This is a genomic window from Sorangium sp. So ce302 (assembly GCF_051530145.1).
GTDB lineage: Bacteria > Myxococcota_A > Polyangia > Polyangiales > Polyangiaceae > Sorangium > Sorangium cellulosum_B.
This window is the reverse complement of the sequence record NZ_CP150326.1, coordinates 5,700,084-5,713,456: the sequence shown is the minus strand read 5'-3', so window position 1 is coordinate 5,713,456 and position 13,373 is coordinate 5,700,084. Positions and strand designations below refer to the sequence as shown.

At 71.3% G+C, this 13,373-nt stretch carries 11 protein-coding genes; all 11 read left to right on the top strand.

Annotated features, from left to right (window positions below):
- Positions 1-55: 55 nt before the first annotated feature.
- The 11 genes from WME73_RS21680 to WME73_RS21630 all read left to right on the top strand — a co-directional run bounded on the left by WME73_RS21680 (position 56) and on the right by WME73_RS21630 (position 13,323).
- Positions 56-265, top strand: a complete 210-nt coding sequence (locus WME73_RS21680) for a ribbon-helix-helix domain-containing protein (RefSeq protein ID WP_012236467.1) — start codon at positions 56-58, stop codon at positions 263-265.
- Between the two features lie 265 nt (positions 266-530).
- On the top strand, positions 531-2,333 hold the full coding sequence (gene lepA, locus WME73_RS21675; protein WP_437554314.1) for a translation elongation factor 4: 1,803 nt from the start codon (positions 531-533) through the stop codon (positions 2,331-2,333).
- A gap of 80 nt (positions 2,334-2,413) precedes the next feature.
- Positions 2,414-3,055, top strand: a complete 642-nt coding sequence (locus tag WME73_RS21670; RefSeq protein ID WP_437916916.1) for a hypothetical protein — start codon at positions 2,414-2,416, stop codon at positions 3,053-3,055.
- Between the two features lie 23 nt (positions 3,056-3,078).
- Positions 3,079-4,521: a M16 family metallopeptidase gene (locus WME73_RS21665; protein ID WP_437747297.1), complete on the top strand. Its 1,443-nt coding sequence runs from the start codon at positions 3,079-3,081 to the stop codon at positions 4,519-4,521.
- Positions 4,518-5,882, top strand: a complete 1,365-nt coding sequence (locus WME73_RS21660; RefSeq protein WP_437916915.1) for a M16 family metallopeptidase — start codon at positions 4,518-4,520, stop codon at positions 5,880-5,882. Before WME73_RS21665 ends, WME73_RS21660 begins: the two co-directional genes overlap by 4 nt.
- A gap of 334 nt (positions 5,883-6,216) precedes the next feature.
- Positions 6,217-7,203, top strand: a complete 987-nt coding sequence (locus WME73_RS21655; protein ID WP_437916914.1) for a collagen-like protein — start codon at positions 6,217-6,219, stop codon at positions 7,201-7,203.
- 65 nt (positions 7,204-7,268) lie between these two features.
- Positions 7,269-7,790 (top strand): hypothetical protein, encoded by a 522-nt coding sequence (locus WME73_RS21650; RefSeq protein WP_437747294.1) that lies wholly within the window; start codon positions 7,269-7,271, stop codon positions 7,788-7,790.
- A gap of 99 nt (positions 7,791-7,889) precedes the next feature.
- Entirely contained in the window at positions 7,890-9,290 is a 1,401-nt protein-coding gene (locus WME73_RS21645; RefSeq protein ID WP_437916913.1) for a tetratricopeptide repeat protein, read from the top strand.
- Positions 9,291-9,484: 194 nt separating this feature from the next.
- Positions 9,485-11,092, top strand: coding sequence for a protein kinase domain-containing protein (locus WME73_RS21640; RefSeq protein WP_437916912.1), 1,608 nt, complete (start codon positions 9,485-9,487; stop codon positions 11,090-11,092).
- Between the two features lie 63 nt (positions 11,093-11,155).
- Positions 11,156-12,118 (top strand): hypothetical protein, encoded by a 963-nt coding sequence (locus tag WME73_RS21635; RefSeq protein WP_437747291.1) that lies wholly within the window; start codon positions 11,156-11,158, stop codon positions 12,116-12,118.
- Positions 12,118-13,323 carry a lipoprotein receptor gene (locus WME73_RS21630; RefSeq protein WP_437916911.1) on the top strand — a complete coding sequence of 402 codons (1,206 nt, stop codon included), beginning with the start codon at positions 12,118-12,120 and terminating at the stop codon, positions 13,321-13,323. Before WME73_RS21635 ends, WME73_RS21630 begins: the two co-directional genes overlap by 1 nt.
- The last annotated feature ends 50 nt before the right edge of the window (positions 13,324-13,373 follow it).

The following is a 13,373-nucleotide window of genomic DNA, read 5'->3' as shown; positions in this document are numbered from 1 at the left end:
AACGTCTTGTCAGTCGTACCCTTCGAGACTGGCGGGTTACCCTCCCGGGCGTGACATGTCGCGGAAGAAAGTCTCGACGACCATCTACATCACGCCCGAGCAGGCCGAGCGGCTGAAGATCCTGCACGAACGCACCAAGGTCCCGATCGCGGTCTACATCCGCGAAGGGATAGATATGGTCCTCAAGCACTACGAGCACGTGCTGCCAGGGCAGATGTCCCTTGAGAGCCCGCCGGTCGCCGCGCCGCCGATCCCGAAGAAATGACCGGCGCCGGGGGCCGCAAGGCTCTGGGCCCGGGGTGCCGGACGCCTGGGCGCCGGTCGTTCGGGGTGGATAGCTTCGCGGCGCGGGTCGCGCTAGGAGCAGGCACGCCGCGGTCCTCCATTTTTCGCGGCGCTCGTAGAGCCGCGCGCCGCGGCTCGCTCCCCCTGAGGGGCCCGGACGTTCCAGTCCGCTCCCTCGCATCTCGGTCGAGGCCGCGCGCTGCGGCCGCTAACGCTGGTCAGGTCGCCGCGCCCTGAAGCTCGCTATGCCCGTTGATTCCAAGCTCATCCGCAACTTCTCGATCATCGCCCACATCGACCACGGCAAGTCCACGCTCGCCGACCGCATCCTCGACGCGACCGGGGCGCTCACCGCCCGCGAGCAGAAGGAGCAGTTCCTCGACAAGATGGACATCGAGCGCGAGCGGGGGATCACGATCAAGGCCCAGACCGTTCGCCTGGATTACACCGCGAAGGACGGCCAGACGTACCGGCTGCACCTCATCGATACGCCCGGGCACGTCGACTTCAACTACGAGGTCTCGCGCAGCCTCCAGGCGTGCGAGGGCGCGTTGCTCGTCGTCGATGCCACCCAGGGCGTCGAGGCGCAGACCCTCGCGAACGTCTTCCTCGCCCTGGACAACAACCTCGCGATCCTCCCGGTCCTCAACAAGATCGACCTCCCCTCGGCCGACGTCGAGCGGACGACCCGCGAGATCGAGGACGTCATCGGCCTCGACTGCTCCGGCGCCATCCCCGCCAGCGCCAAGACGGGGATCGGCATCGCGGAGATCCTCGAGGCGGTGGTCGCGCGCATCCCGGCGCCGAAGGGCGACCTGAACGCGGCGCCCCGCGCCCTCATCTTCGACAGCTGGTACGACAGCTACCGCGGCGCGGTCGTCATGGTGCGCGTCGTCGACGGCATCATCAGGAAGGGCCAGAAGGTCCGCTTCATGGCGACCGGCCGCGACTACGAGGTCACGGAGATGGGCGTGTTCACGCCCCACGCGACCGCCATCACCGAGCTCGGGCCAGGGGAGGTCGGCTTCCTCGTCGGCAACATCAAGAGCGTCGTCGACACGAAGATCGGCGACACGGTGACCGACGCCGTCCACCCCGCGACGACGCCGCTTCCCGGCTTCAAGGAGGTCAAGCCGATGGTCTTCGCCGGGATCTTCCCGACGGACTCGGCCCAGTACGAGGACCTCCGCGACGCCCTGTCGAAGCTCCACATGAACGACGCCGCGTTCGTCTTCGAGCCCGACACCTCCGAGGCGCTCGGGTTCGGCTTCCGGTGCGGCTTCCTGGGCCTGCTCCACATGGAGATCATCCAGGAGCGGCTGGAGCGCGAGTACAACCTCGACCTCATCACGACCGCGCCGAGCGTCGTCTACCACTGCTACCTGAACGACGGCTCGATGAAGTCGATCGAGAACCCCGCGAAGCTCCCGCCGCCGAACCTCACCGATCGCATCGAGGAGCCGATCTTCCGGATGACCGTTCACGTGCCGTCGACGTACGTCGGCGCGGTCCTCGCCCTGTGCCAGGAGCGGCGCGGGGAGCAGAAGTCGATCCAGTACGCCTCGTCCGACCGCGTGATCATCACCTACGACATGCCCCTCAGCGAGGTGCTCTTCGACTTCCACGACAAGCTGAAGAGCGTGTCGCGCGGCTACGCGTCGATGGACTACGAGCTCGTCGGGTACCGCGCCGACGACCTCATCAAGCTGGACATGCTGGTGAACGGCGACCCGCTCGACGCCCTCAGCGTCATCGTGCACCGGGACAAGGCGTACGCCCGGGGCCGGGACCTCGCGGTGAAGCTCAAGGACATCGTGCCGCGCCAGCAGTACGAGGTCGCGATCCAAGCGGCGATCGGGTCGAAGGTCATCGCGCGGACGACCGTGAAGGCGATGCGCAAGGACGTGACCGCCAAGTGCTATGGCGGCGACATCAGCCGCAAGCGCAAGCTCCTCGAGAAGCAGAAGGAGGGCAAGAAGCGGATGAAGATGGTCGGGAGCGTCGAGATCCCGCAGGAGGCGTTCCTCGCCATCCTGAAGATCGACTGACGCGCGGGGGCGCTGGTCACCGCGCGCCGTGCGGCCACGCGAGCGTGGCGGCGCGCGGCGCACGCTCGTATAAGCCGCCCATGCAGCCCGCCCCCGTCCGGCCGCGCGAGCTCCGCGCGGCGTTCTCTGCCCTCGCGCTCGCCCTCGCCGTCCTCGCGTGCGACGAGCCGCCCGCTCCGGCGCCTCGAGCGTCCACCTCAGCCTCCGCGCCGCCGGGCGCGGACAGCGCGGCGACGGCCCCGAGCGCCGCGGCGACCCCCGCGGCCATGGAGGCCGCGAAGCGAGAGTTGCCGCCGCGGCCGATCCCGATCGGGTCGAGCGGGCCGATCCAGCCGAGCGCGCCGGCGGAGCAGCAGATGATGGCGATCCAGTACACGCTCGCCATGGTGTCGCCGCGGTCGACCGACCCGCTCGTCGACAAGCCCTACCTCGAGGGCATCCTGCCGAAGCTCGCCGCGGCGGTGCGCACCGCCGACAAGGGCAAGACCCCGCCGAACCCTGTCAAGGCGACGAAGGGGAACAGGAAGATCGAGGTCGACATGGGCAAGGGGTGCACCGAGCGCACCCCGTCCAACCTGCTCGCGCAGCGGGCAGGCTCCTCTCTGAAGGAGGCGTACGACGCGGGGATCCTCGTCGTCTCCTGCCACGACGACCGATGGGAGTGCCACCAGTCGACGCGGGATCCGAGCGACGTCCTGTGTCACGCAGCGCCGCGGCGCTGAGCGTGGTATGGGCTGCGCCTGCCATGCAGGAGACGCTTGCCTACTCGGTCCCCGGCGCCAACGCCCTCCCTCGAACGGGTCCGCTCGCCGAGATGCTCGTCGAGCTGAACCGCGAACGCCCGCCGCTCGCCCGGCTGCGCCACGACGCCACCGTCGCGTTCGGTCCGACGATGCGCGTCGAGCGCTTCGCCCTCGGGAACGGGCTCAAGGTGCTCGTGCTCGTCGACCCCTCCGCGCCCGTGGTCTGCCTGCAGACCTGGTTCGGCGTCGGCTCGCGCCATGAGCGCGTGGGCAAGACCGGCATCGCCCACCTCTTCGAGCACCTCATGTTCGGCGAGACGGAGAGCGTCGCTCACGGCGCGTTCGACCGGATGCTCGAGGAGGCCGGCGCCGAGACGAACGCGGCGACGTTCCTCGACTGGACCTACTACCACACGAACCTGCCGAAGGACGCGCTCGAGCTCACCCTCCGCCTCGAGGCGCAGCGCATGGCGCGGCTCGTCCTCCGCGATCCGCAGGTGTCGAGCGAGAAGGAGGTCGTCGCCAACGAGCGGAGGCAGCGGGTCGACGACGACGTCGACGGGGCGGTGAGCGAGCTGCTCTACAAGGAGGCGTTCACCAAGCACGCCTACGGGTGGCCGACCATCGGCTGGATGGAGGACATCAAGGGCTTCACGACCGAGGACTGCGTCGAGTTCTACCGGACGTACTACGCCCCCAACAACGCGGCGCTGGTCATCGTCGGCGACGTCGCGCTAGACGAGGCGCTGCGCGGGGTGCAGGACCACTACGGCGCGCAGGAGCCCTCGAAGATCCCGGTCGAAGAGGTGTGCCCCGAGCCGCCGCAGATCGCGGAGCGCCGCGCCGAGGTGGTGAAGCCGACCGCCACGCACAAGGTCGCGATCGGCTATCGCGCGCCGGCGCTCGGGGATTTCGACCACGCGCCCCTCGCCCTGCTGAACGAGATCCTCTTCTCCGGGCGGTCGTCGCGCGTGCATCGCGCGCTCGTTCAGGAGCAGGAGATCGCGAGCGAGGTCCGGGGTTGGGTGGGCTCGTTCCGCGATCCTTCGCTCTATGACATCTATCTCTCGGCTCGCGGCGAGCACACGGGCGAGGCGCTGCTCGCGGCCCTCGATCCGCTCCTGGAGGCGGTGCGCCGCGCCCCCGTTACCGAGGCGGAGCTCGATCGGGCGAAGGCGCGCATCGAGCTCTCGGTCCTGCAAGGGCTCGAGACCGTCGCCGGCAAAGCAGAGCAGATCGGCTTCTACGAGACGGTGCTCGGCGATCCTGCGGCCCTGTTCGAGCGGCTCGCCGCCTACCGGCGGGCGACCGTGGGGGATCTGCTGCGTGTGGCGCGGCGCTACCTGGTGAGCTCGGCGCGGACCGTGATCCACGTGATCCCGGACGGGACGAGCGACGATGACGACGAGGACGGGACGGACGCGGAGAGCGAGGAGGCATCGTGAGCCAGAGCGTGAAGAGCGGCCTCGCCTGGGGCGCCGAGGGGCAGGGCAGGGGAGCGACGGGGGGTCGCGTGGCGCCCCGCGACGGCGCGGTGCTCGTGGAGACGAGCCACGCGCTCCCCATCGTCAGCATCGTGATCGCGTTCCCCTCTGGCTCGGCGCACGATCCGGCCGGGCGCGAGGGGCTCGCGCGCGTCACGGCGCGCATGCTCCGCCGCGGCGCGGAGGGCTACAGCGCGAACGAGATCGAGGAGACGATCGACGCGCTCGGCGGAGAGTTCGGCACCGACGTGGCGACGAGCGCGACGACGGTGCATTTCGAGGTGATCAAGCGCTCGCTCGACCGGTTCGTCGAGCTCGGGGCCACGCTCCTCGCGCGCCCGATGTTCTCGCCGCCGGAGCTCGCGCGGCTCCTGCGCGAGGCCGAGGCCGAGCTCATCGAGGCGCGCGACAGCGATCGCTCGCTCTGCAGCCGCGCCTTCCGGCGGACCCTGTTCGCCGGGCACCCGTACGGCCGCCGCACCGCGGGCACCATCCCGACGCTGCGGGAGATCACGCGCGACGACGTCGCCGCGTTCTATGCGCGGCACTACAGCCGGCGCAACGCGATCGTCGCCATCTCGGGCGACATCGAGCCTGGCGAGGCGCACGGGGTCGCCGAGCGCCTCCTGTCCGGCCTGCCCGAGGGCGAGGCGATCCCCGATCCGGTGACGGATCCCGGGGCGAGGCCGGGGCGTTGCCTCGTGTTCGTCGACAAACCCGAGCGGACGCAGACGCAGATGGTCATCGGCGGGCTCGGCACCGACGCCCACGACCCCGATCACATGGCGCTCCTGGTCGCGAACACCGCCTTCGGAGGCACCTTCTCGTCGCGGCTGATGCAGGAGGTACGCGCGAAGCGTGGCTGGTCCTACGGCGCCTCGTCGCGCGCGGGCTTCGATCGGCACCGCGACGCGTTCACCATGTGGACCGCGCCCGCGGCGCAGGACGCCGCCGCCTGTCTCTCCCTGCAGCTCGGGCTGCTCGAGGCGCTGCGGCGCGATGGGATCACCGAGGACGAGCTCACGTTCGTGAAGCGCTACCTCGTCCGCTCGCACGCGTTCGAGATCGACACCGCGAGGAAGCGCGTGCACCAGAAGCTCGACGAGCTCCTGTACGATCTGCCGGAGGGGTACCACGAGACCTACCTGAAGCGGATCGAGGACGTCACGCTCGAGGAGGCGAACGCCGCCGTGCGGCGCCGGATCTCCGAGGACGATCTCGTGATTGGCGTCGTCGGCACGCACGAGGAGATCGGCGAGGCGATCGCCGCGGCCGTCCCGAAGCTGGCCGAGGTGAAGATCGAGCCGTACGATCTCGAGTAGCCGGCGCCGCGCCGAGGGCGATCACGTCGCGGCGCGCAGGCCGCGAGACCCGGGCGCGCGCCGTCTCGGGCGATCTCGCCCCGCGGCGGCGAGGCCTCGGCGCTGGCGACGCCGGCGGCCTGACCGAGCGGCGCCGGACGATCGGGAGCGCGATCGGAACCGCCCGTCGGCCGCCGGCATCCAAGGCGCTGCTCCTTCGCGAGATCGTGGCAGGGCTCGCGGCCCGCTCCAGGATCATCGGCGCCTCCGGCCGCGATCGCTCAGCGCGCGCCGCGCGACGCCTCCCACGGCGCATCTGGCGCCGGCTCGCGAGGGCGAACGAGGGGAGCTCGCGATGAAGGCACGAACCATCCACGCGCCGGTCCTTGCGGCGGTGACCGCGCTGTCCGGGCCCGCTGCCGCGGCGGTCCCCGTCACGATCACCCACCAGGGACGCCTCTTCGATTCGGTGGGCCAGCCCATCGACGACACGCTCGACGTGGTGTTCGCGTTCTACGACGCGCCCGACGCGCCCGTGCCCGTCTGGAGCGAGCTCCACACCATCACGTTCGACCAAGGTTATTTCTCGGTCGACCTCGGCGAGCTCGCGCCCGTCGACAAGCCGGTCTTCGACGGCGCGGCGCGCTACCTGGGGATCACCGTGGGGGACGACCCCGAGATGGTGCCCCGCGCCAAGATCGCGAGCGTTCCGTATGCGCTCCAGGCCAGCAACGTCGCGGGGGACATCACGCCGAACTCGATCTCCATCGGCGGTCGCGTCGTCATCGACAGCAGCGGCGTGTGGGTCGGCGATCCGATCGGCCTGCAGGGCGCGCCGGGGCCCGCGGGCCCTCCCGGCGCGGCCGGTCCGGCCGGTCCGGCTGGGCCGCCTGGCGCTGCCGGGCCCCCGGGTGCGCCGGGGGCGGAGGGGCCGCAGGGACCTCCTGGTGTCATCTCGAGCACCTACGTTTCCGCCGCGGGTGCCGCCCCTCAGAAACCGCTGCAGTTCCTGGCTGCGCCCGCGACCGTGAGCGTGACCGCCTCGGGGCAGCGCGTCGTCGTCGTCTCCAACAAGGCGCTCGGCGCCGCGTCGACCCCGGCGGACCAGCTCCACCTCTGGATCTGCTCTCAGCAGCTCTCGCCTCTCGGGGAGCTCAGCCCAGAAGGGACGGGCGTCTATGCGGTCCAGGTCCCGGCGCACACCCGCATCACCATGGGGCTGAGCGCAGTGCTGTCGCTTCCCCCAGGCCAGTACAACGTCGGCCTCTGCGGTAAGTCCGATAGCCCCTTCTGGACCAACAACGACTATTCGTACACCTCCGCTGTCGTCTCGATGCAGTAAGGTCGGGCTGGGCGGCCAACCTCGCGCGCCGCGAGGCGCGCGGCGCCTGCCCTCCGATCGCCACCATGCAGAAGGAGCTGATGACCCCCGCGGCGATCCTGCTCGGCAGCCTCTTCATCGCAGCAGGGCTCTACCTCGGGCTGCAGCGTCCGCCGCCACCTGCGCCTCCGTCGGCCAGCGTGGAGGCCTCGACAGCACGCGCGGGCGCGCTGCCTGCGACTGCGGGCGCGCGCGCCCCTTCGCTGCCTGTGCATCATCCTGCGTCGGCAGGGGCCTCGCCTCTGACGAGCGAGCTCTACAAGCGTGTCGAGGGGGATGCCGCCAAGGAGCTCGAAGCGCGCCGGTCGCTCTTCGTGAAGCAGTGCTGGGAGCCTTCGCTCAGGAAGAACCCGGCTCCAGCGCGCGCCAGGTACATCTTCAACATGACCTTCGATGCGTCCGGGGACGAGATCGCCCGCGGCATCAGCGAAGTGCGAGGGATGGATCGTCCCGACGCGGCGCAATGCCTCCGGATGATGCCGCTGGGGCTCGTCGTGTCGCCGCCCGGAACGCGCGTCTCCGTCGAGGTCGAGATGACCCTGCCGTAGAGCGCCGTGGCTGTGAGCGCGCCTTCACCGCGGCGGCCGCGCTGCAGCGATGCCTCTCTGCCGTTTGGTCCGCGATGGACGGTGGGCTAAGGTCACGCCGTGCCTTGGCTTGCCGAGCTCGCCCTGCACCTCTGCCGCGTGCTGCACCTGGTGGTCCTGGCGATCGCGCCCACGTCGCTCTCGCCTGAGCCGCTCCCGGCCGGCGCGCTCGCCCTCTCGGGATCGCTGTCGGCGGCCGCGCTCGCCGCGGCGCTCGGCCTGTCGGCGTGGTTCGCCGCGCGGCTCGATACACGGCTCGCCAGGAACGGCGCGGCGCTGCTGTGGATCGCGATGGCCGCGGCGCTCGCGGCCACGCTCTACTACCGCGGGCCCCGCGCGCCGCTCGCGCAGGGGGTCGTGTTCGTCGCGGTTCCCCTGTGGGCGGCGCTCGCGACCCTCGCCGCCGCCGCCGCGGAGCGCTGGCTCGGATCGAGCTTCAAGCACCGGCGCATGGGGGCCGCGATCGTCGTGATCGGCCTCGGTGTCGTCCAGCTGAACGGGGCAGCGCCCCTGCTCGGGTCGCGCGAGAGGATGTGGTGGGCAGCGCTGCGCCGCGACGGCGCACACCTGCGCGCGATCGACGAGCTCACGAGGCCGCTCCGCGAGCGGCGCAAGGTGGACGAGCTTGACGGCGTCGCGGCGCGCTGCCTGAGGATGCACCCCGCCGCCGCGCCCGCCGCGCCGGCCACGTGCGCCTGCCTCGCGCTGCGCGCCGAGGCGAGGCTGCACGCCCGCAACGCTGGCGCCGCCCTCCGCGACGCGGAGTCCGCGCGCGAGCGGTGCCCGGAGCAGAGCAGCACGCGCGCGATCCTGGCCGAGGCGCTCGCCGTCGCCGGCCGCCCCGAGCGTGCCGAGGCCGAGGCGCGGGCCGCGCTGGAGGAGGGCGGCGACCCGTCGCGGCTCCGCTATGCGCTCGCGCTCGCGCTCGAGCGCGCGGGTCGCCTGGCCGAGGCCAGGGCCGAGGCGGATCGCGCGATCGACGCCGGTGCCGGCCGGAAGGCGAAGCTCCTTGCGGGAGCGCTCGCGATCCTGGCCGGAGATCTCGACGGGGGGAAGGCGCGCCTCACGCCGCTCGCCGAGCAGGATCCCTCGGACGCCGAGGTGCTCTACAACCTCGCGCTCATCGCCGACAAGCGCGGCGACTACAACGGCGCACGTCAAGGCTACCTCGCCGCCCTGAAGGCCGAGCCCAGGAGCGCCGATGCGCGCTACAACCTCGCGCTCCTGACGTTCCGTGCGGGCATCGCCGAGGAGTCGCGCCACCACGTCCGCAAGTTCCTCGATGCGTTCCCGGACGATCCGCGGGGCAGCCAGCTCGCGCAGACGACGGGCACGCCGCTCGACAAGACGTACACGACCGACAAGACGGACAAGGCCGACGGCGGCGGCGCGCTTCCGGGCCGGCCCGCCGAGCGGCGGTCTCTGCAGGAGCCCGCCGCCGCGAGCTCGGGTTCTCGCTAGCTTCCGCCGCGAAGCGTCGTAACCGACGCAACCGACGCAAACGTCGCAAACGTCGCAAACGTCGCAAATGCAGGGCGCGGGGGATGGCGGGGCTTCTACGCCATTTCATGCTGTCGGCCCCAGTTCACTTTTGCATGGCGCGAACGTGACCCTGGACGACGACCTGTGTTATTCCAGAAGGTCTGGGAGGCTGCGTGACACCCGCCGCGGGGAACACCGTTGCCGATCGCTTTCGCCTGGTGCGTCCGCTCAGGCAAGGCGGGATGGGCTCGGTGTGGCTCGCCCAGCACCTCGGCCTCGACATCCCGTGCGCGATCAAGTTCATGAACGCGCAGGGCGTCTCCAAGGAGGTGCGGCTCCGGTTCGAGCGCGAGGCGAAGGTCGCCGCGCAGATCCGTAGCCCGCACGTCGTGCAGATCCTCGACCACGGCGTCTGGCAGGGGACGCCGTACATCGCGATGGAGTACCTCGAGGGGGAGGACCTCGACACCCGCATCCAGCGCGTGGGGCGGCTCGACCCGCACGACACCATGGCGATCACGGCGCAGGTGGCGCGCGCCCTCACCAAGGCTCACGCGAGCGGCCTGGTCCATCGCGATCTCAAGCCGGCCAACATCTTCCTCGTCCGGGACGACGACAGGGAGATCGCCAAGGTGCTCGATTTCGGCATCGCGAAGGACAGCACGCCGCAGGTCACCTCCACGACGAAGACCGGCTCGCTGCTCGGGACGCCCGCGTACATGAGCCCGGAGCAGGCGCAGGGCACCAAGAGCATCGATCACCGCTCGGATCTCTGGTCGCTCGCCGTCGTCGTGTTCGAGTGCCTCACCGGCAAGCTCCCGTTCAACAGCGAGGCGTTCGGCGATCTGCTCCTCAAGATCATGGTCAAGCCGCTGCCCGTGCCGTCGCAATTCGCCCCCGTGCCGCCTGGCTTCGACGCCTGGTGGGCCCGCGCGGCGTCGCGCGAGCCGGACGCGCGGTTCCAGAGCGCGAAGGAGTTCTGCGACGCGCTCGCGATCGCGCTCGACATCGCGAGCGAGAGCTTCGAGCCCAGGACGAGCATCATCGGCCCGTTCCGCGTGTCCGGCGAGCGCATCTCGGTGGAGCTCGGGTTCGCGCCACGATCGAGAGAGAGCGCGGCGCTCCCCGACGCGGGGCCCGACAGCGCGGCGCCTTCGTTCGGGGACGCGGTCACGCTGATCGCCTCGGCGGACGGCGAGGCTGCGCGGACCTCGGCTGGGCCCGGCGCGACGGTGGCCTCGCCAGGAGCAGCGGTGGGCGCGTCCGCGATGTCCGGCCGCCAGATGCGGCCGCAGACCACCAGCGCGCTGGTTTCGGTGGTATCTCCTCCAGTCCGGCGGCCTGTCGTCGGACGCGCGCTCGCCGCCGCGGCGGCCGGCGCGGTCGTCCTCGTGGCCATCGCGTTCTTCGTCCTGCGCGGCGGGAGCCCTGACGCGACGGGGCAGCCGCTCGCGCAGCCGGCCCCCACGGCTTCGGTGTCCGATGCGCCGCGGGGGCCCGACGTCGTGGCGCCGGCCACCGCCTCCGCGCAGGCGCCGGAGCCGCCCCCCTCTGTGGCCTCGACGGCTGTAGCCTCTGCGACGGCGTCCTCGGTCTCGGCGACGTCGTCCTCGGTCTCGGCGACGTCGTCCTCGGTCTCGGCGACGTCGTCCTCGGTCTCGGCGACGCCGGCGAGCGGCCCGCGTGCGCCATCGGCTCAGCCCGCTCAGGCGAAGCCGCGTTCCCCCGCGCCGCCGGGGAGCGTCCGCCGCAAGCCGAAGCCGACGGATTTCGGCATCTGACGTTCACCCGCAGCACTTCGCACGGACCTCCTTCGTATGGCTCGTCGACTAGGGATCGCTTCCTTGCTGCTCGCCCTGACCTTCACGCCCGCCGCGCTGGCCCAGGTCTCGGACGCCGATCGCGCGACCGCGCGCTCGCTCGCCGTGGAAGGGCAGGAGGCCCTCGAACGAAAGGACTTCGCGGCCGCGCTCGATCGGTTCAGCCGCGCCGACGCCATCATCCACGCGCCGACCCTGCTGCTCGGCGTAGCCCGAGCCCAGGTCGGCGTGGGCCAGTGGATCGCGGCCCAGGAGTCGTACAGCCGCATCCTCCGCGAGGGGGTGCCGGAGAAGTCGCCCGAGCAGTTCTTCGAGGCGATCGCGGCCGCTCAACGCGAGCTCGACGCGCTCGCGCCCCGGATCCCGCAGGTGCTCATCTCGGTGAGCGGGCCGGACACCGCCGCCGTCACGATCGACGACGCGCCGGTGCCGCGCGCCGCGCTCGGGGTCCGGAGGCCGGTCGATCCAGGCGACCACGTCGTCCGGGCGTCGGCCGCGGGGTTCGCTCCGATCGAGGTGAAGGTGACGCTCGCCGAGGGCGCCAGCGAGACCGTCGCGCTCCAGCTCAAGCCGCTCGCGCCGCCGCCTCCGGTCAAGCCGCGTCCACCGGCGGCGCCGCGGCCAGACCAGGGCGCTCCTGCTTCCGGTTCCGGCGGCAGCAGCCGCACGGTGCTGGCGATCGCCGCGTTCGGGCTCGGCGGCGCCGGGCTCGCGGCCGGCGCCGTCGGCGGCGTGCTCGCGTTCGGCAAGCACGGCGATCTCTCGGGGCGCTGCCCCGGCGGCCGGTGCGACCCGTCGCTCAAGGGCGAGATCGACAGCTATCACGCGATGGGCACCCTCTCGACGATCGGGTTTGCGATCGGCGCGGTGGGCGTCGGCGCGGGGGCGTTCCTGCTGCTCACAGCGCCGAGATCGCCGCAGCGCGCCGGGATATCGATCACGCCCGTGATCGGGCTCGGCTCCGCGGGAGCGAAGGGGAGTTTCTGATGCGCCAGGCGTTCGGAATCGGCTCGATGGTCTGCGTTGCCATCATGACCGCCGCGGCATGCACCAGCGTGCTCGGGGACTTCACGGTGAGCGAAGCCAGCGCGAGCTCGGCCGGTGGATCCGATGCGTGCGCGACCGGCACGGCGGACTGCGACGGCAACCCCGACGACTGCGAGGTGAACCTGCTCGACAACCCCCAGAACTGCGGCGCTTGCGGCGCGGTGTGCCTGGACGGCGGGACGTGCAGCGCGACCGGCTGCAGCGGGGCCACGGAGATCGCGCGCGGGTTTCCCACCATCGAGGCTCCGAACGCGAACCTCCTCACCGTTTACCAGGGCGAGGTCTACTGGACCGCCGGCGAAGGCACGGACGGCAGCGTGCAAAAAGTGTCGATCCTCGGCGGAGCCGTCACGACGCTCGCCGTCGGCCAGAACGCTCCGTACGGGATCGCCGTCAACCAGCACGGCGTCTTCTGGTCCAACCTCAACGACAAGGACGTCTTGATGGTGGACCGCAACGGAGCACGCGCGCCAGAGGTTCTCTTCGACTCGGACTTCGCGACCCTCGGCGTGGCTGCGGACGACAACGCGGTGTTCTGGGCGCAGCGCGCAGCTGGCATCGGCACGCCGGGCGACGGGAGCCTCATCGGCCAGATCCTGATGCCCGGCGAATGGGCGGACGACGAGTTCCTCGAGGTCAGCAATGCTTCGCCGCACCTCATCGCGCTCGACCAAGAGCACGTGTACTGGGTCGACAGGAGCCTGCGCGGCACGGTGAACCAGACGCATCGGCAGACCCGCGACACGAAGCGGCTGGCCGACGAGCAGCCGTTTCCGTACGCCATCGCCGTGGACGACGACCACGTCTACTGGACCAACAGCCCGCGCGGGGATCCCGCCAGCGAGCTGTCTGCCGTCATGAGGGCGCCGAAGGACGGCTCGGAGGACGCGGTGGTTGTCTGGACGGCCGCCGAGGATGATGACGTGGCGCATGCGTCCCCCGACTGCATCGCCGTCGATGGGCTCGATGAGTTCGTCTACTGGACCGATCAGGGGTCGCCCCGCGTGATGCGGAAGCTCAAGGACGGCACCGGCAGGGCTCGGCCGCTGTACGAGGGCGGCACCCCGCGCGGGATCGCGCTCGCAGGGGGGGTCGTGTACTGGGCGGACGAGAGCAGCGGCACGATACGCAAGCTCCCCCGCTGAGGGGCGGCGCACATGCGCCCCGCGGCGTCACGCCGCCGCTCAGCGCGGGG